13 protein-coding genes and 2 pseudogenes are annotated in these 17,818 nt (G+C 63.4%); 9 read left to right on the top strand and 6 right to left on the bottom strand.

Going from position 1 to position 17,818, the window contains the following annotated elements; all coding sequences use genetic code 11:
• Positions 1-119: 119 nt before the first annotated feature.
• From AC0V7N_RS23625 to tpiA, 3 genes are all read right to left on the bottom strand, one after another.
• Entirely contained in the window at positions 120-1,247 is a 1,128-nt protein-coding gene (locus AC0V7N_RS23625) for a L,D-transpeptidase (protein WP_475450739.1), read from the bottom strand.
• A 211-nt stretch (positions 1,248-1,458) separates the two neighbouring features.
• A complete protein-coding gene (gene secG, locus AC0V7N_RS23620; RefSeq protein WP_475450738.1) occupies positions 1,459-1,935 on the bottom strand; it encodes a preprotein translocase subunit SecG in 477 nt (158 codons plus the stop codon).
• A 167-nt stretch (positions 1,936-2,102) separates the two neighbouring features.
• Entirely contained in the window at positions 2,103-2,873 is a 771-nt protein-coding gene (tpiA, locus tag AC0V7N_RS23615) for a triose-phosphate isomerase (RefSeq protein WP_475450737.1), read from the bottom strand.
• Positions 2,874-3,016: 143 nt separating this feature from the next.
• Between tpiA and AC0V7N_RS23610 the strand changes: the two genes are divergently transcribed.
• From AC0V7N_RS23610 to AC0V7N_RS23590, 5 genes are read left to right on the top strand one after another with little or no spacing between them, the layout of a single operon-like run.
• Positions 3,017-4,909: a SurA N-terminal domain-containing protein gene (locus tag AC0V7N_RS23610; protein WP_475450736.1), complete on the top strand. Its 1,893-nt coding sequence runs from the start codon at positions 3,017-3,019 to the stop codon at positions 4,907-4,909.
• A complete protein-coding gene (trpD, locus tag AC0V7N_RS23605; RefSeq protein ID WP_496627292.1) occupies positions 4,906-5,916 on the top strand; it encodes an anthranilate phosphoribosyltransferase in 1,011 nt (336 codons plus the stop codon). Before AC0V7N_RS23610 ends, trpD begins: the two co-directional genes overlap by 4 nt.
• Positions 5,917-5,919: 3 nt before the next feature.
• Positions 5,920-6,732: an indole-3-glycerol phosphate synthase TrpC gene (gene trpC, locus AC0V7N_RS23600; protein ID WP_475450735.1), complete on the top strand. Its 813-nt coding sequence runs from the start codon at positions 5,920-5,922 to the stop codon at positions 6,730-6,732.
• Between the two features lie 2 nt (positions 6,733-6,734).
• The gene (moaC, locus tag AC0V7N_RS23595; RefSeq protein WP_475450734.1) at positions 6,735-7,217 is read left to right on the top strand and encodes a cyclic pyranopterin monophosphate synthase MoaC; all 483 of its coding nucleotides are present in this window, start codon (positions 6,735-6,737) and stop codon (positions 7,215-7,217) included.
• Complete coding sequence (locus tag AC0V7N_RS23590; protein WP_475450733.1) at positions 7,217-8,422, top strand: molybdopterin molybdotransferase MoeA; 1,206 nt, start codon at positions 7,217-7,219, stop codon at positions 8,420-8,422. Before moaC ends, AC0V7N_RS23590 begins: the two co-directional genes overlap by 1 nt.
• 46 nt (positions 8,423-8,468) lie before the next feature.
• Here AC0V7N_RS23590 and AC0V7N_RS23585 read toward each other — a convergent pair whose 3' ends face one another.
• Positions 8,469-9,299: a hormone-sensitive lipase gene (locus AC0V7N_RS23585; RefSeq protein ID WP_475450732.1), complete on the bottom strand. Its 831-nt coding sequence runs from the start codon at positions 9,297-9,299 to the stop codon at positions 8,469-8,471.
• A 316-nt stretch (positions 9,300-9,615) separates the two neighbouring features.
• Here AC0V7N_RS23585 and AC0V7N_RS23580 point away from each other — a divergent pair.
• A pseudogene (locus tag AC0V7N_RS23580) lies at positions 9,616-11,242 on the top strand (AMP-binding protein).
• Positions 11,239-12,075 (top strand): tryptophan 2,3-dioxygenase, encoded by an 837-nt coding sequence (kynA, locus tag AC0V7N_RS23575; RefSeq protein ID WP_258583683.1) that lies wholly within the window; start codon positions 11,239-11,241, stop codon positions 12,073-12,075. The pseudogene AC0V7N_RS23580 and the gene kynA overlap by 4 nt, the downstream one beginning before the upstream one ends.
• A 4-nt stretch (positions 12,076-12,079) precedes the next feature.
• Here the strand turns inward: kynA and kynU are convergent, their stop codons facing one another.
• On the bottom strand, positions 12,080-13,327 hold the full coding sequence (kynU, locus tag AC0V7N_RS23570) for a kynureninase (RefSeq protein ID WP_475450730.1): 1,248 nt from the start codon (positions 13,325-13,327) through the stop codon (positions 12,080-12,082).
• 166 nt (positions 13,328-13,493) lie between these two features.
• Here kynU and AC0V7N_RS23565 point away from each other — a divergent pair, with 166 nt between their 5' ends.
• Both AC0V7N_RS23565 and lexA read left to right on the top strand, forming a co-directional pair.
• Positions 13,494-14,228, top strand: coding sequence for a GntR family transcriptional regulator (locus tag AC0V7N_RS23565; RefSeq protein WP_496627291.1), 735 nt, complete (start codon positions 13,494-13,496; stop codon positions 14,226-14,228).
• A 382-nt stretch (positions 14,229-14,610) separates the two neighbouring features.
• Positions 14,611-15,348: a transcriptional repressor LexA gene (gene lexA / locus AC0V7N_RS23560; RefSeq protein ID WP_475450728.1), complete on the top strand. Its 738-nt coding sequence runs from the start codon at positions 14,611-14,613 to the stop codon at positions 15,346-15,348.
• On the opposite strand, the pseudogene AC0V7N_RS23555 reads toward lexA, so the two are convergent.
• Positions 15,342-17,796: pseudogene (locus AC0V7N_RS23555) on the bottom strand (ComEC/Rec2 family competence protein). The gene lexA and the pseudogene AC0V7N_RS23555 overlap by 7 nt on opposite strands.
• Positions 17,797-17,818 lie beyond the last annotated feature (22 nt).

Genomic DNA, 17,818 nt, shown 5'->3' with positions numbered 1-17,818 from the left:
GGTTCTCGAGGACAAACGGTTTCCGTTTGTCCAGGGATCACGACCGAACAGGCTTGATCGTGAACGGGCAAAACAAAAGGGCCGGCTGAGCCGGCCCTTTCGGCATGATGATGAAAACGTCAGATGATGACGACTTTGGTGCCAACCCTGACGCGGCTGTAGAGGTCCATGACGTGCTCGTTCATCATGCGGAAGCAGCCATTGGAGGCACTGGTGCCGATCGACTGCGGCGCGATGGTGCCGTGGATGCGCAGATGCGTGTCCTTCTTGCCGTCATAGAGATAGATGGCGCGCGCGCCGAGCGGGTTCTGGCCACCGCCGGGCATGCCGTCCTTGTACTGGGCATAGTGCTTGGGCTCACGCTTCTGCATGTCCAGCGTCGGGATCCAGCGCGGCCATTCCTGCTTGTCGCCGACGGCGACCGTGCCCTTGAACTGCAGGCCTTCACGGCCGACGGCGATGGCGTAGCGGCGCGCGGTGGTCGATGATTCGACGAGATAGAGCCGGCGCGCACTGGTGTCGATGACGATGGTGCCGGCATCGTAGCCGGTGAACTCCACGTCCTGAGGGACGAATTCCGGCTTCACCTTGAATGGCTTCTTGGTGCGTTTCTGGGCGAGTGCCTGGTCGAGCGCGCGCGTCTCGGGCAGATAGCTGATCGATGAGCCGGATGAGGTCCCACCAAACAGGCCGGCGAACAGACCGCCACTCGACTGCTTCTGGCCGCCGATGACCTCGCTGCGCAGTTCGCCGTTGTTGCCGGTCAAGGCAACGTTCATGGCCTCGGCCGGGAGCGGCTCGGCCGACTGGATCGGCGTGATCGGTTCAACCGGCTCGATGACCTTGGTGGTCTTCTTGGCCGGCTTGGCCTCGGCCACTTCGGTTGTCTGCGCTTTCTGGCCCTTGCTGGCCAGGAATGCCTGCCGTTCCGCGTCGGCCCTGGCCTTGGCCGCTTCGCGCATCGCCAGCTTCCTGGCTTCCAGCGCCTTGGCCTTGGCGTCTTCCTTGTCGGCAACGATCTTGGCCTCGATCTTCTTGATCTGGGCGAGATCGTCCGGTGTCGGGTTTTTCTTCTTCTTGAGAAGCCTCAACTGCGCCGCATCACTTTTGGTGGATGCGACAGGGATTGCATCGGTTCTGTCGACCGACTGATTGGCGACCATATTGGCCGGCACACCGGCGAAAGCCGGGGAACTCAGGCCGAGTGCGGCGCAAAGTCCCAGGAAAATGAAGCTGCGAAGCTGCATGGCGAAGATCCGATCGTTCAATGCTTGTTGCCCACGGCGTCGCTCGGCGTCCCCCAAGGACACCGAAAATGCCGCGTGCAATCTATAGTCGAATAAGCGCGGATGCCTCAAGCGTGGGACCGCGCTGCTGGGCGTCGAATCTTCGTGATCGCGCAGCATTTGCCGCGACTGTGTTCAAACGATCACAGATCGCGGTTTGGAAAAGCAGAGGTTATTGGTTCGGGACCTGCGGTGCCGCTGGCGCGGTGTTGGTGGTGCCGTTGCTTGCCGGCGGCGTCGCGCCAGAGGCCGGCGCGGTGGCCGGAGCTGTCGCCGGAGGCTTCGCCGCGGCGTCATTGCCGGACGGCGGCGTCGGCGTGGTGGTGCCGGCGGGTGCCGGGGTCGTTGTGCCAGGCAATTGGTTGAGCACGCCCTTGCCGGCGCCATCCGAAGTCGCGGGAACGCGGTCGAGAATGTCGATCGGCTTCTCGCCGTAGCGGGCAATGATCGACAAGGTCAGCGACGTGACGAAGAAAGCCGCCGCCAGGATCGCCGTCGCCCGCGTCAAAGCGTTGGCGGCGCCACGTGCCGTCATGAAGCCCGATCCACCACCAATGCCAAGGCCGCCGCCTTCGGAGCGTTGCAGCAGCACCACGCCGACGAGGGCGAGCACGACCATGAGATGGATGACGATCAGTACGGTTTGCATAGTTTATCCTGGCAAGGCCTTGCCCGGCCGCGGACACGACCGGTGAATTGGAGGCGGCTCAATACAATGCTTTCACGGCATTTCCAAGCCCGTGGCCGGAATATGGGAAGCAACGCGCCCTTTGCAACGAATTTGGACGGGATGAGCCCCGTCCATCCTCGTGGATATCAGCTCGAAATGCTGCGATAGGCTTCGGCGATACCGAGGAAATCGGCGGCTTTCAGGCTGGCGCCGCCGACCAGCGCGCCGTCGACGTTCCTGATGCCCAGCAATTCCACCGCGTTGGACGGCTTGACCGAGCCGCCATAGAGAATGCGCACTTTGGCAGCAATGGCGCCGAGCTTTTCCGCCAGCTTTTCGCGGATATGCGCATGCGCTTCGGCCACATCGGCGGCGGTCGGCGTCAGGCCGGTGCCGATCGCCCATACCGGCTCATAGGCAATGATGGTGTTGGATGGCGTGGCACTCGGCGGCACCGAACCGGCGACCTGGCGCGACAGCACGTTGAGCGTGGCGCCCGCTTCACGCTGTTGCTGCGTCTCGCCGATGCAAACGATGGCCACCAGCCCGGCACGCCATGCGGCGGCGGCCTTGGCCTGGACCGTCGCATCGTCCTCGCCACGTTGTTCGCGGCATTCGGAATGGCCGACAATGACGTGGCTCGCGCCGGCGTCCTTCAGCATCTCGGCCGAGATGCAGCCGGTGTAGGCGCCGCTCTCCTTGGTGTGGCAGTCCTCGCCACCGGCATGGACCGGCGTGCGCGACAGAATCTCCGCGGCATGCGAAAGCAGCGTCGCGGGAACGCAGACTAGGGATTCGGTCTCCGCGTCGAGCCCGCTCATGAACCCGTTGCCGATCATCCTGAGCTCGTTCAGCGAGGCGCTGGTGCCGTTCATTTTCCAGTTGCCGGCGACAAGCGGGCGAATTCCTGGCGTCATGGTCTGCTTCTCCGGGCAATATCAAGCTCTGGCCCTCACTACCAAAATCAGGCCACAAAGCAATCGACAGTGGGCCGGAAGGGCGCTATTGCGCTTGTTTCAAACTCGGCGCATCCGAAAATGCGCATAAATCGGAAGTAACGATGCTTGGTATATTGAGAAGCGCGGCGGGCACCTGGGTCGCGAAGACATTGCTTTCGCTGTTGGTGGTCAGTTTCGCCGCCTGGGGCATCTCCGGACGGCTGATGGGCGGCTTTGCCGGCCACGATTCGGTGATAATAGCGGGTGGCACCAAGGTATCGATCAACGAGTATCGCCTCGCCTATGATCGCCAGCTGGCCGTCATGTCGCAGCAGTTCGGTCAGCGCCTCACCCATGAACAGGCAAAGGCGCTCGGCATCGACAACACGGTTCTGTCGCAGCTCGTCTCCGGTGCCGTTCTCGACGAACAGGCGCGCAAGCTTGGTCTCGGCCTGTCCAAGGATCGGCTGGCCGAGCTGACGCGTGAGGATCCGGCATTCAAGGGCCCAGGCGGCCAGTTCGACAGAAGAACATTCGAGTACATGCTGCGCCAGGTCGGCATGCGGCCCGAGGATTACCTGAAGAACCGCGCCCAGGTGGCGGTGCGCCAGCAGATCGTCGAGGCGGTCTCGGACGGCCTCAAGGCTCCGGACACTTTCTTCAAGGCGGTCGCGCTCTATCGCGGCGAGGACCGCACCGTCGACTATCTGCCATTGCCAAAGACGCTCGTCGAGCCGATCGAGGCGCCGAGCGACAGCGTGCTCCAGGCCTATTTCGAGGCCAACAAGAAAACCTACGCAGCACCTGAGTACCGCAAATTCTCCTATGTCCGCCTCGAGCCGGTGGACATCATGGATCCGACCGCCGTCACCGACCAACAGGTCAACGACGACTACAACAAGAACAAGGGCCGCTACACCACGCCCGAAATGCGCACCATCGAGCAGCTTGTGTTCAAGACGCCGGATGCGGCCAAGGCGGCGCTTGATTCGCTCAAGGCCGGCGCCACTTTCGAAAAGCTGGTGACCGCCGAAGGCAAGACCCCGGCCGACACGCTGCTTGGCACGCTTGCCAAGGACAGGATCGCCGACAAGGCGGTTGCCGATGCCGCTTTCGCGCTCAACGCAAATGAAGTCAGCCAGGTCGTTCAGGGCACCTTCGGTCCGGTGCTGCTGCGCGTCACCGAGATCAAGCCCGAAGTGGTGAAGCCGCTCGCCGAAGTGTCCGACCAGATCCGCAAGGACCTGGCGCTGGGCGAGGCAAGCCGCATCCTTTTGGATGTGCACGACAATTACGAAGACACCCGCGCCTCCGGCAGTTCGCTGGCCGACGCGGCCGCCAAACTGAAGTTGAAGGACATCACCCTCGACGGCATCGATCGCAGTGGCCTCAGGCCGGACGGCTCGATCGTCAAGGACCTGCCGGAATCGCCGGAGCTGATCAAGGCGGTGTTTGACGCCGAACCCAACACCGAAAATGAAGCGCTGACCACGGCTGACAACGGCTTCATCTTCTATGAGGTTGCTTCGATCACGCCGGCGCGCGACCGGACACTGGATGAAGTCCGCCAGAAGGTCGTGGCCGACTGGACGGCGGCCGAGACGACCAAGCGGCTCGCCGCCAAGGCGGGCGAACTCGAAAAGCGGCTGAAGGCCGGCACCACGCTCGACGTCATCGCCGGTGAGCTCAAGCTGGAAAAGCAGACCAAGCGCGGCCTGAAGCGCGAGGCCGACGATGCCGATTTCGGCAAGGAAGGTGCTGCCGTGATGTTCGGCGTCGGCGAAGGCGGCACCGGCCTGATCCCCTCGCCCACCGGCGACGGGCAGATCCTGTTCAAGGTCGCCGAAGTGTTCGAACCCGCCGGGGCCGATGCCAGCTCGGTGCCGGATGACGCGCAGAAATCCTTCACCTCCGGCATGTCGGACGATCTGCTCGACCAATTGGTGGCGCAGTTGCAGACGCAGTACGACGTCCGCGTCGACCAAGCCGCAGTTGCCCAAGCTTCGACAAGATGAGCGCGCTGAAAACCCATATCGCCAAGGTCGCGACCGGCACCGCGCTTTCGTTCGAGGAAGCGCGCGAGGCCTTCGACATCATCATGTCTGGCGACGCGACCCCCGGGCAGATCGGCGGCTTCCTGATGGCGCTGCGCGTGCGCGGCGAGACGGTGAGCGAGATTTCGGGCGCTGTCGCCACGATGCGGGCCAAGATGCTTCGCGTCGAGGCGCCCGCCGGTGCGATCGATATCGTCGGCACTGGGGGCGACAATTCCCACAGCGTCAACATTTCGACCGGGTCGGCCTTCGTCATCGCCGGCAGCGGCGTGCCGGTCGCCAAGCACGGCAATCGTGGCCTGTCCTCGCTGACCGGCGCTGCCGATGTGCTGATCGCGCTCGGGGTCAAGATCGACATTCCGCCGGAAACGATCGGTCGCTGCATCCACGAAGCCGGCGTCGGCTTCATGTTCGCGCCCGCGCACCACCCGGCGATGAAACATGTCGGCCCGACCCGCGTCGAACTCGGCACTCGCACCATTTTCAACCTGCTCGGCCCCCTCTCCAATCCGGCTGGCGTCGTCAGGCAGATGGTCGGTGTGTTCCTGCCGGAATGGATCCTGCCGATCGCTGAGACGCTGAAGGCGCTGGGCACAGAGCATGCCTGGGTCGTTCACGGCGACGGCTATGACGAAATCACCACCACCGGCGAGACGCAGGTGGCGGAGCTGATCGGCGGTGAGATCCGCAGCTTCACGCTGACCCCGGAAGAATTTGGGCTGAAGCGTCACACCAAGGACGAGCTGCGCGGCGGCGACGCCGCTTACAATGCCAAGGCATTGCGCGATATGCTGGGCGGCACTGCCGGCGCCTATCGCGACACCGTGCTGATGAATGCCGGCGCCGGACTGGTGATCGCGGGCAAGGCGACGACGCTTGGCGACGGCATCGCGGCGGCCGCGCAGGCCATCGACAGCGGCCGGGCGCTGCAGGTGCTCGATCATCTGGTCGAAATTTCAAACGGGTGAACCGTGTCTGACATTCTACGCAAGATCGAGGCCTACAAGCGCGACGAGATCGCGGCGGCCAAGGCACGCGTGCCGCTGACCGAGATCAAGGCGCGGGCGAAGGACCTCGACGCACCGCGCGGCTTTCTCGCCGCACTCGAGGCGAAGCAGAGATCTGGCAACTTCGCCTTGATCGCCGAAATCAAGAAGGCAAGCCCTTCCAAAGGGCTGATCCGTGCCGATTTCGATCCACCGACATTGGCGCAGGCGTATGAGCAAGGCGGCGCCGCCTGCCTTTCTGTGCTGACCGATGCACCATCCTTCCAGGGCGCGCCGGAGTTTCTTACCAAGGCACGGGCGGCCGTCGCCCTGCCCGCGCTGCGCAAGGATTTCCTGTTCGATCCCTACCAGGTCTATGAGGCGCGCGCCTGGGGCGCTGATGCCATCCTGATCATCATGGCCAGCGTCGATGACGCCCTGGCGAGCGAATTGGAAGCGACGGCATTCGAACTCGGCATGGACGCGCTGATCGAGGTGCATGACGAGGCCGAGACGCTGCGCGCGGTAAAACTGTCGTCGCAGTTGATCGGCATCAACAACCGCAATCTGAGAACATTCGAAACCAGCCTTAAAACCTCGGAGCGGCTGGCTCCAATGGTGCCGGGCGGCCGCCTGCTGGTCAGCGAGAGCGGTATTTTCACCCATGACGACTGCCTCAGGATGCAGAAGACCGGCATCGACACCTTCCTTGTCGGCGAGAGCCTGATGCGGCAAGAGGATGTCACCGCGGCCACGCGCCTGCTTTTGACGGGCAAGGCATCAGCCGAGGCGGCCTGACGATGACATCAGCCCTCACCCATCTCGGTAAGCAGGGCGAGGCCAACATGGTCGACGTCGGCGACAAGGAAGAGACGACACGAACCGCGATCGCCGAGGGTTTCGTCTCGATGCAGCCCGAGACGCTGAAGACCATCCTCGCCGGCAACGCCAAGAAGGGCGATGTGCTCGGCACCGCGCGCATCGCCGGCATCATGGCGGCGAAGAAGACGCATGAGTTGATCCCGCTCTGCCATCCACTGCTCCTGACCAAGGTTTCCGTCGACATCGAACCGGACCATGCGCTGCCTGGCCTGAAGGTCACCGCACTGGCGCGCGTCACCGGCAAGACCGGCGTCGAGATGGAAGCGCTGACCGCAGCGTCGGTCGCCTGCCTGACCATCTACGACATGGCCAAGGCCGTGGACCGCGCCATGGTCATCTCCGGCATCCGGCTGGTCGAAAAGACCGGCGGCAAGTCGGGCGACTACAAGGTGGGCGCCTGATGGCGCTGGTTCCGGTCGCCGAGGCGCTCGAACGCCTGCTGGACGGTGCAGCACCTCTGGCCGGCGAAAGTGTTTCTCTCTTCGAGGCAGTCGATCGCGTGTTGGCGGAGCCTGTCGTGGCGCTGCGCACCCAGCCACCCTTCAATGCCTCGGCCATGGATGGCTATGCCGCCCGCGCCGCCGACGTGGCGTCTGCGCCCTCGAAACTCTCTGTGATCGGCATGGCGCCGGCCGGGCGCGGCTTTGGCGGCTCCGTCGGCGAGCGTCAGGCGGTGCGCATCTTCACCGGCGCGCCGCTGCCCGACGGCGCCGACACCATCGTCATCCAGGAAAACGTCCGGGATCTCGGTGGCGGCAATATCGAAGTGATCGAGCGCACAGCGGAGTGGCGCAACATCCGCCGCATCGGCCTCGACTTTTCCAAAGGCGATGTGCTGCTGGAAACAGGCCGCTTGCTCGACCCGGCGGCGCTTTCGCTGGTGGCATCGGCCAACCATCCCGTGGTCACGGTGGTCAAGCGGCCGCTGGTCGCCATCATCGCCACCGGTGACGAGCTGTTGCCGCCCGGCAGCGACCTCGGACCAGACCAGATCATCTCGTCCAACGCTTACGGCGTCGCCGCTGCCGCGCAATCGGTCGGCGCTCGTGCCCTCGATCTCGGCATTGCCGCCGATCGCAAGGAGGCAATTGCCGCGCTGGTGCAAAAAGCGGTCGCGGCCGGTGCGGATGTCATCGTCACGCTCGGCGGCGCCTCGGTCGGCGATCACGACCTGATCCATGACGTGCTGACCGGCGAAGGCATGACGCTCGGTTTCTGGAAGATCGCCATGCGCCCCGGCAAGCCGCTGATGTTCGGCTGCCTCGGCGCTATCAGGTGCATCGGCCTGCCCGGCAACCCGGTGGCAAGCCTGGTCTGCTCGCAACTGTTCCTGAAGCCGCTTCTGGCAAGGCTCGGCGGCCGCGATCATCGCCAGGATATCCGGCAGGCGCGATTGGGCGCCGCAATGCTGGCCAATGATCTGCGCCAGGATTATGTGCGGGCGGTGGTCAGGGAGGACGATGGCGGGCTGCTGGCGACGCCGTTCAGCATCCAGGATTCTTCGATGCTGAGGATGCTGGCCGACGCCAACGGGTTGGTCGTGCGGCCCCCGTTCGCCCCTGCTTCCGCTGCCGGAGATTCCTGCAGCGTTCTGATGCTGCGCTGAAGCGCCGCCATATAAGTCACTGATAATATGTAAAAAATGATCTCGGCTATTCCGAGATCAGGGTTCGTGTCAGCGCATGCGCCGGATCGGCGAGCCCATCGACAATATCGTAATGATGCCGGTCGGGCTCGACCACAGCGCTGGTGGCGGCGCCAAGGCCGGTCCAGATGTTGGCCAGCAGTGCATTCTGGCGCAGGAACTCCGAGCGCTCGCCGCCGCCGGCCCAGCAAGTGATGCGAACGCCATCCATGGGGCGCAGCAGCGCCGGGCTTTCAGCCAAGGCTTCGGCCTCATCGATTGCCAATGCCGCATTGTGCCCGGTGAACATAAGTGGGCGCAGGTCATGAAGGCCCGAAATCGAAACGACGTGGCGTACGCGCCGGGCAACATCGGTGGCCAGAGGCGTGGATGTGGTCACCATGCGGCTGGCGAGATGGCCGCCGGCCGAATGTCCGGTGAGCATCAGCGGCCCCCCAACCATTGCCGCCGCCTTGCTGATAGCCGCGCCGATTTCGCGGACGATGCCGGCGATGCGGATGTCCGGGCACAGCGTGTAGGACGGCATCGCCACGGCAAAGCCGTTGCCGACCGCGCCCTTGGCGAGATGCGACCAGCCGCTCTTGTCGGACTCCAGCCAGTACCCGCCATGGATGAACACGACGAGCCCCTTGGGCGCGTCCTTGGGAAGGAAAAGATCGAACCGATTGCGCGGCTGGTCGCCATAGGCGATGTCGAGGTGTGCCCGGCCCTGTGCCGACAGTGCGTCACGAAAGGCTTGCGCCGGTTCCGCCCAGGCGGCCGGCCAACGGTCGCTGCCGGCGATATTCGCACCGTTGGCGTAGGCATTGTCCCAATCGGCAATGCGATGGTCGAGCATCGGCACCCTCCCCCGAAGCGGCATCGTTTCCGCGCTAGCAATGGCCGCCACCATGCCATGCATCAATGCTCCAGGCAAAAACATTTTAGGCTTGAAACAAATTTCGACTGGTGCGATCCTGCCTGACGAACAGCTGACAATGGGAGGTCTGCTGTGCTGTCCCGAAACCTGCGGATGTTCATCCTTTCCGGGTGGCGTTGTCGAACAGGTCTAGCTGGCTGCACGAAGCCTCTCGCGAAAAGACGGGAACTTCAGATCCACCACCTCGGACAGCTGCTTCGCGCACTGGCCAGGCAGCAAATGGGATGGCGGCGACATGCTTGGGCCTTCAGCGCATATCGACACGTTCACGCGCGATCACCTGCCGCCGCCGGGTGAATGGCCTGACTTCCTGCTCGACGGCTTCGACTATCCCGAACATCTCAACGCCGGCGTCGAATTGACCGACAGGCTGGTCGAGAAGGGCCTCGGCGACCACACCGCCCTGATCGGCAATGGCCGCCGCCGCACCTACAAGGAACTCTCCGACTGGACGAACAGGCTGGCCCATGCGCTGGTCGAGAATTACGGCGTCAAGCCAGGCAACCGGGTGCTGATCCGCTCCGCCAACAACCCCGCAATGGTCGCCTGCTGGCTGGCCGCCACCAAGGTCGGCGCGGTGGTCGTCAACACCATGCCGATGCTGCGCGCCGGCGAACTCACCAAGATCGTCGACAAGGCGGAGATCACCACAGCGCTTTGCGATACCAGGCTGATGGATGAGATGACCGCCTGCGCCAAGGACAGCGCGTTCCTGAAGCAGGTCATTGGCTTCGACGGCACCGCCAACCATGACGCCGAACTCGATCGCGTCGCCCTCGACAAGCCGGTCACCTTCACCGCCGTCAACACCGGCCGTGACGATGTCGCGCTGCTTGGCTTCACCTCCGGCACGACGGGCGTGCCGAAGGCGACGATGCATTTCCACCGCGACCTGCTGATCATCGCCGACGCCTATGCGCGCGAAATTCTGCAGGTAACGCGGGACGATATCTTCGTCGGCTCACCGCCTCTCGCCTTCACCTTCGGCCTTGGCGGCCTCGCCATCTTTCCCCTGCGCTTCGGTGCCGCGGCGACATTGCTGGAACAGGCGACGCCGCCCAACATGATCCACATCATTGAGACCTACAAAGCGACCATTTCCTTCACCGCGCCGACCGCCTACCGCGCGATGCTGAAGGCCATGGATGAAGGCGCCGATCTGTCATCGCTGCGCGTCGCCGTTTTCGGCCGGCGAGACATTGCCGGCTCCGGTCTTCGAGGAATGGACTGAGAAAACCGGCAAGCCGATCCTCGACGGCATCGGCGCCACCGAAATGTTGCATATCTTCATCTCCAACCGCTTTGACGACATGAAGCCCGCATCGACCGGCAAGCCGGTGGGCGGCTATGAGGCACGCATCGTCGACGACGCGATGCGAGAGGTGCCGCGTGGCGAGACCGGACGGCTGGCGGTGCGCGGCCCGACCGGCTGCCGCTACATGGCCGACGACAGGCAGAAGGAGTATGTGCGCGACGGCTGGAACCTCACCGGCGACACTTTTACCCAGGACGAGGACGGTTTCTTCCATTTCGCCGCGCGCTCCGACGACATGATCGTCAGCGCCGGCTACAACATTGCCGGCCCTGAGGTCGAGGCAGCACTGCTGTCGCATCCCGATGTCGCTGAATGCGCGGTCATCGGCGCCGAGGATGGCGAACGTGGCCAGATCGTCGAAGCGCATGTCGTGCTGGTGCAGGGCGTGGCGCCGGACGCGCTGACCATCAAGCGCCTGCAGGACCACGTCAAGGCAACGATCGCGCCCTACAAATATCCGCGCTCGGTCAAATTCATCACCGCCCTGCCCAAGACCCAGACCGGCAAGATCCAGCGCTTCCGGCTGCGCACGGAGAAAATCAATTGAGCGAGCCCTACGATCCGGCGTCCGAAGGCGCACAGATGTCGTTCAAGGAGCGCATGTCCTACAGCGACTATCTGCATTTGGAAAAAGTCCTCGAGGCACAGACGCCGCTGTCGTCGGCGCATGACGAGATGCTGTTCATCATCCAGCACCAGACCTCGGAGCTCTGGATGAAGCTCGCCTTGCATGAGATTGGCGCCGCGATCCGCTCCATCCGTGCCGACCGGCTTGAGCCGAGCTTCAAGATGCTGTCGCGCGTCGCCCGCATCTTCGAACAGCTCAACAACGCCTGGGACGTGCTGCGCACGATGACACCAAGCGAATACACCGAGTTCCGCGACGCGCTCGGCCAATCCTCTGGCTTCCAGTCCTGGCAGTACCGCGCCATCGAATTCATGGCCGGCAACCGCAACCTCGCAATGCTCGGGCCGCACAAGCACCGGCCGGACCTCAGCGGCAAGCTGGAGGCGATCCTGGCCGAGCCGTCGCTTTACGATGAAGCGCTGCTGCTTTTGGCGCGCAACGGATTCGACATCGGCGCCGATGCCAAGCGCACGGACTGGCGTGAAACCCGCACCGAGAATGAAGAGGTCCTGGTCGCCTGGCAGACCGTCTACCGCGATCCGCAGCGCTACTGGATGTTCTACGAACTGGCCGAGAAGCTGGTCGATTTCGAGGATTATTTCCGCCGCTGGCGCTTCAACCATGTCACCACGGTCGAGCGCATCATCGGCCTGAAGCGGGGCACCGGCGGCACGTCGGGCGCGTCCTATCTGAAGAAGATGCTCGAGGTCGTGCTGTTTCCGGAACTCTGGACGGTCCGCACCCGGCTCTAGTTTCTCAGGTAACCGCTGTCTTCACGGCAAAACGCGCATCCTGCCACGCGCCGGTCCGCAAAATGTCCTCCAGCACCTCGACCGCCTGCCAGACGTCCCGGTAGCCCACGTAAAGCGGCGTGAAGCCGAAGCGGATGGTCGAGGGTGCGCGAAAATCGCCGATCACGCCGCGCTCGATCAGGGCTCGCATCACCTGGTAGCCATGCGGGTGCAGGAACGACACCTGGCTGCCGCGCGCATTGCCGTCGCGCGGGCTTTCCAGTTCAAGGCCGTAGGCGCCACACCTGGCTTCGACGAGCTGGATGAACAGGTCGGTGAGCGCGATGCTCTTCCTGCGCACCTCTGCCATGTCGACATCGTCCCAAATATCCAGCGCGCCCTTGAGCGCCCGCATCGACAACATCGGCTGGGTTCCACACAGGAACCTGCGGATACCGACGCCGGCAGCAAAACCCTGTTCGAAGGCGAACGGCCGCGCATGGCCCCACCAGCCGCTCAGCGGCTGATGGACATCGTCGTGATGGCGTTTCGCGGCATAGATGAAGGCCGGCGCGCCCGGCCCGCCATTGAGATATTTGTAGGTGCAGCCGATGGCGAAATCGGCATTCGCGCTGTCGAGCTCGACCGGAAGCGCACCGGCCGTGTGGCAGAGGTCCCAAACGATCAGCGCGCCGGCCTGGTGGGCCTTGCGCGTCAGCGCGGCCATGTCACGCAGTTGCCCGGATTTGTAATTGACGTGGTTGACCAGGATGACGGCGACGCGCTCGTCGATCAGCTCTTCAATGGTCGGAGCATCAACGCCCTCGAGCCGCAGCACCGTGCCCGGCCGCGTCGAGGCCACGCCCTCGGCCATGTAGAGATCGGTTGGAAAGCTGTCACCCTCGGCGACGATGACCGAGCGGTCCGGCCGCATGTTGAGTGCGGCATGCAGCACCTTGTAGATGTTGATCGAGGTCGTATCGCAGACCACCGTCTGGCCCGTCGCCGCTCCGATCAGGCGCCCCAGCTGGTCGCCAAGCGCGACCGGCATGTCGAACCAGCCGGCGGTATTCCAGGCACGGATCAGGTCTTGCGCCCACTCCTGCGTCGCGGCCTTCTGCAACTCGTTGAAGACGGCGGGGGCCGCGGCACCCAGCGAATTGCCATCGAGATAGATCACGCCTTCCGGCAGAATGAACCGGTCGCGCATGGCACGCAGCGGATCCGCCACATCCATGGCTTCGACTGCTGCGAGATCGAGCGTTGCATTCATGATCGATTGTCCTTCGCGCATAGGCGCGCCCAGATGAACACGTCAGGTGAAATCGGCTGGCCGACCATGGGCAGTCGGCCAGACTCTGTCAAACATTATATATAATTTACGCCATGGAAGGCTTTCATATATAATCGTGACGTGACAGCCTAAGGATGGGACAACGATGCTGGACGAAGGACTCTCGAAGACGGAAGCGGCCTACAGGCTGCTGCGTCGCGATATCCTCACGACCCGTCTGCGACCCGGCGCGCCGCTCAAGCTCAGCGCGCTGCGCAACAGCTATGGCATTGGCTGGACACCGTTGCGCGAAGCGCTGTCGCGACTGGAGGCGGAGCGCCTGGTGACTTCCATCAGCAATCGCGGCTTTGCCGTCGCTCCGGTTTCGCGCATCGAATTGGAAGACCTGTCGCGCGCCAGGTGTGTCGTCGAATTGCCGCTGCTCCAGGAATCGATCGAGAAAGGTGGCCACGATTGGGAAAACGCCGTCGTCGCCGCGCATTACCGGCTGTCGCGTTGCAAGACCGCGGTCGACGATCCATCCGACGCAGTGGTCGACGAATGGGATGAAAAGCACGAGGCTTTCCACGCGGCGCTGCTCAGCGCGGCAGCATCGCCCTGGCTGCTGACCTTCCATTCCACGATCGCGGATCAATTGCGTCGCCATCACCGTTTTCTCGGCCTTGCGCCAACGCTGCGGGCGGCCGCCGGCCTGCAGCATGGTTATGAGGAAGCCGTGGAAGCGTTGCGCCAGGCGGTCACAATCGAACATCACACCGCGCTCATGGAGGCGGCACTGGATCGTAACATCAAGCGCGCGAAAACCCTGATGATCGCCCACATCGGCTATACGCTGCATGTCTATGTCCATGCCGGCGATGGCAGCATAAACGAGCGCTAGCGCAACGAGGATCGTGGACCAACGCCAGTATGGCAATTTCTCGGTAAAGTTGGCATTTTGGCTTCGTTTCGTTCACGGCAAGCCAATGATCGGTGAAAGGGAGAAAGACCTCTCATCGAGCCTTGTCGGCAACTGATGCCAGACCTCGGAACAGGATAGGCCACAGGCCATTAACCAAAACAATTTCAAAGCCAGCGAGCGCACTGCGGCGGCAGGCAGGCGTCGAACACGGCCCGCTCCCAGGCGGCAAATAATTTCAGCCGCCTTAACAAATTCACTAAACTTTAAACGGTTGCAGAACACAACTGGAACAGATAGTGTTTGTTCTGGGTTTGTTTTTCGATTCTGGTTCAGACCTTTTGTTCAAGCCTTGGGGGCTGCCATGCTGACGCGTAAGCAACATGAACTCTTGATGTTCATTCATGAACGGCTAAAGGAAAGCGGCATTCCGCCCTCCTTCGACGAGATGAAGGAAGCGCTCGATCTCGCCTCCAAGTCAGGGATCCATCGCCTGATCACGGCGCTGGAGGAACGCGGTTTCATCCGCCGGCTGCCCAACCGGGCGCGCGCGCTGGAAGTGCTACGGCTGCCGGATTCGATAGCGCCCGGCCTCAACGCGGCAAAGAAATTCTCGCCAAGCGTCATCCAGGGCAGTCTCGGCCAAGGCGGCCTTGGTCGCCAGATCAAGCCGGCGCCGTCGCGCTTGCCCGCGGCCGGCAATGACGACGACGTGGTTTCCGCCGTGTCGATCCCGGTAATGGGGCGTATCGCCGCCGGTGTGCCGATCGATGCCATCCAGCATCAGACGCATTCGATCTCGGTGCCGCCGGACATGATCATGGGTGGCGAGCACTATGCGCTGGAGGTCAAGGGCGACTCCATGATCGAGGCCGGCATCTTCGATGGCGACACCGTCATCATCCGCAACGCCGATACCGCCCAGCCTGGCGAGATCATCGTGGCGCTCGTGGATGAAGAGGAAGCGACGCTGAAGCGGTTTCGCCGCAAGGGTGCCTCGATCGCGCTTGAAGCCGCCAATCCGGCCTATGAGACGCGCATCTTCGGCCCCGACAGGGTCAAGGTGCAAGGCAAGCTCGTCGGGCTGATCCGGCGCTACTGAGCAGGAGCGGCCGGCTTTTCGGGTTTGCGCCAGGGCAACAGCCCCCTCGCCTCACGTGAGTATTTGCGCTGCGCATGCCAGGGCCGATACGGCCCGTCCACCGCGAAGCTGACGATTGGCGGACCGGTCGCTGATTGGCGGTCGAAGAAGACGGCAGCACTGCCCTTGCGTGCGAGCTGCCGTTTGGTGACGACGAGAACCAGCGGATTGAGGCAGGCGTCGTAGCCCGTCGCGTCATTGACGACGATCAAATCGGCGAAACCGCAGGCCTTCCATGTGTCCTTGCGATCTTCGACATGCGCGATGATCGCGCCGGATGGGTGCCGGGCGAGACAGACGCCGTCCGTGCAATAGAACGGTGCTCCCGGTGGCAGGTTGACCGCATCGGCAATGTCGAATTGCCCGTCTGCCTTGCTGAACATCTCCGGCACGACGATGGTTTCCGATGTCAGCGCGCGTTTCCAGTTGTCGACGGTGAATTCGTTCGGACGTGCCCGGCTGACCGCGAGTTCACCGCCGCCGATCGGCAGCGCGACCAGCCGCGCGTCCTCCGAGATCAGCACATCGGGCGTGCGCGTATCCGACACCGTCAGCAGGCCGGCAAGCGCGAATGGCAGCGCTGCGAGCCGCAGCCATGTCGTCGCCATCGTCGCGATGACCAGGGCGACGGTCACCAGCAAGACCGATTGCTGCGAGATCAGCCCGACCGCATCGATCGGAGAGCGTTCCGATATCCACGCCGATATCGTGATCATCGCCGTCAGACCCTTGCCCATGAGGTAAAGGGATGGCGCATCCAATCCGAACGGCATCAGCAACGCGCTGGCAACGGCCAGGAACATCACGACTGACACAATCGGCATGACGGCCAGATTGGCGAACAGGCTGAGCGGCGACACCCGCTGGAAATGCCAGATGGCAAACAGCGCCGTGGCGCAGCCGGCGATGATGGAGGTCATGGCCAAGCCGCCCGTTGCCAGCAGGAATTTTCGCGTGAGAAAGCTCGGCAGGGATCGCTTTGGCGGTGGCGGCCTTGCCTTTCCCGCATGGTGATCCGCCCAACCGGCATAGGCGCCGACCAATGCAGCCGTCGCGGCAAACGACATCTGGAAGCTCGGGCCGACGACTTCGTGCGGCGACACCACGATGACGGCGATCGCCGAGATCGCCAGATTGCGCATGGTCAGCGCCGCGCGATCGAACAGGACGGCAATCAGCATCACCGCCAGCATGATGAAGCTGCGCTCGGCGGCAACGACGACGCCGGAAATGACGAGATAGGCGGCGATCGAGAGAAGTGCCGCGGCAGCCGCGTATTTCTTCACCGGTCGCCGCGCGGAAAAATCCGGAAACAGCGCCAAGGCGCCGCGCAGCAGACCCATGATGGTGCCGGCGACAAGCGCCATATGCAGTCCGGAAATCGAGATGATGTGATAGATGCCGGTGCGCCGCATCGCTTCGTTGATTTCGTCGGGAATGCCCGCGCGGACACCAACGATCAGCGCTGCCGCGATCTCGCCTTCGGCACCGCCGACCGTGGCCCGGATATGGTCGGCGATGTCTTCGCGGGCATTTTCTATCCCGGAGAAAAGCCGGGCCGAGAGCGGCATCTCGCCGTCGTCGGCGGAGACAAGCTTCGGATTGCCGAGAAAGAAGCCGCTGCCGCCGATGCCGGCGAAATAGCTGTCGAAGGAGAAATCATAGCTGTCCGGCCGCACCGGGCCAGTCGGCGGCAACAATTTGGCGTAGCCGGTGACCAGGGAGCCGGCGGTCATTTCCGCCGGGATATTGCGCGCCGAAAGCCGGACCCTTTCCGGCGCATAGCGCAGTTTCGGCCGCGCGGTCGACGTCACGTCTATAGTCAGCCGGATGCGGCCAGAACTCCATCTGCTCCAGTGAGACCACGCGGCCGGTCAGTTGCGTCGATATTTCCGAGCCCAGCATCTGGGTGCCCACTCGCCATGTCTCGACCTTGGCGGCAAGCAGGCCCAGCGCGCACAACAATGCCGCCATGAAGCCCAGATGGGTTTTCGGCCAGGAGCGCGAAACAAGCGCGCAGATCGCCATCAGCACGACGACCGCGACAGGCTTTGCAAAATCAGGCTCCACTGCCAGCGAATAATAGCCGATCGCTCCAGCGGCCAGACAGACCGGCACCAGCAGGAAGGCGATGCCCCGGTCAAGCTCCAGCTCTGCTGAGGCCGCCACGCTGTGGCGCAGGCGAGGCAGTGAAATCCGGCCCAGTTGCCGGCGCACACGCACAATCCTGCCTGTTTCGGTGGACGGAATTGGCGCTGGAACATTCGCCGGCAACGCTGGCTTACTGGAGCCCGGCACAAGTGGCGACGGTGGCGGTGGGGTCGCCAAAGGCGTCGCAAACAGGGACCGTTCGCTGACGCCGACAACAGCGTCCTCGCCCTCATCCGAGCCTCGGCCTCGTCCAGCCATCGGGTCTGCCCCTTGCACCCCT

The sequence above is a fragment of the Mesorhizobium kamtschaticum genome, from assembly GCF_056174585.1.
This window is presented reverse-complemented; position numbering and strand designations above follow the sequence as displayed.

Excerpts from the sequence above, each read along its gene's own strand:
- AC0V7N_RS23625 (WP_475450739.1), bottom strand. The coding sequence starts at position 1,247 with ATGCAGCTTCGCAGCTTCATTTTCCTGGGACTTTGCGCCGCACTCGGC.
- secG (WP_475450738.1), bottom strand. The coding sequence starts at position 1,935 with ATGCAAACCGTACTGATCGTCATCCATCTCATGGTCGTGCTCGCCCTC.
- tpiA (WP_475450737.1), bottom strand. The coding sequence starts at position 2,873 with ATGACGCCAGGAATTCGCCCGCTTGTCGCCGGCAACTGGAAAATGAAC.
- AC0V7N_RS23610 (WP_475450736.1), top strand. The coding sequence starts at position 3,017 with ATGCTTGGTATATTGAGAAGCGCGGCGGGCACCTGGGTCGCGAAGACA.
- trpD (WP_496627292.1), top strand. The coding sequence starts at position 4,906 with ATGAGCGCGCTGAAAACCCATATCGCCAAGGTCGCGACCGGCACCGCG.
- moaC (WP_475450734.1), top strand. The coding sequence starts at position 6,735 with ATGACATCAGCCCTCACCCATCTCGGTAAGCAGGGCGAGGCCAACATG.
- AC0V7N_RS23590 (WP_475450733.1), top strand. The coding sequence starts at position 7,217 with ATGGCGCTGGTTCCGGTCGCCGAGGCGCTCGAACGCCTGCTGGACGGT.
- AC0V7N_RS23585 (WP_475450732.1), bottom strand. The coding sequence starts at position 9,299 with ATGCTCGACCATCGCATTGCCGATTGGGACAATGCCTACGCCAACGGT.
- kynU (WP_475450730.1), bottom strand. The coding sequence starts at position 13,327 with ATGAATGCAACGCTCGATCTCGCAGCAGTCGAAGCCATGGATGTGGCG.
- AC0V7N_RS23565 (WP_496627291.1), top strand. The coding sequence starts at position 13,494 with ATGCTGGACGAAGGACTCTCGAAGACGGAAGCGGCCTACAGGCTGCTG.
- lexA (WP_475450728.1), top strand. The coding sequence starts at position 14,611 with ATGCTGACGCGTAAGCAACATGAACTCTTGATGTTCATTCATGAACGG.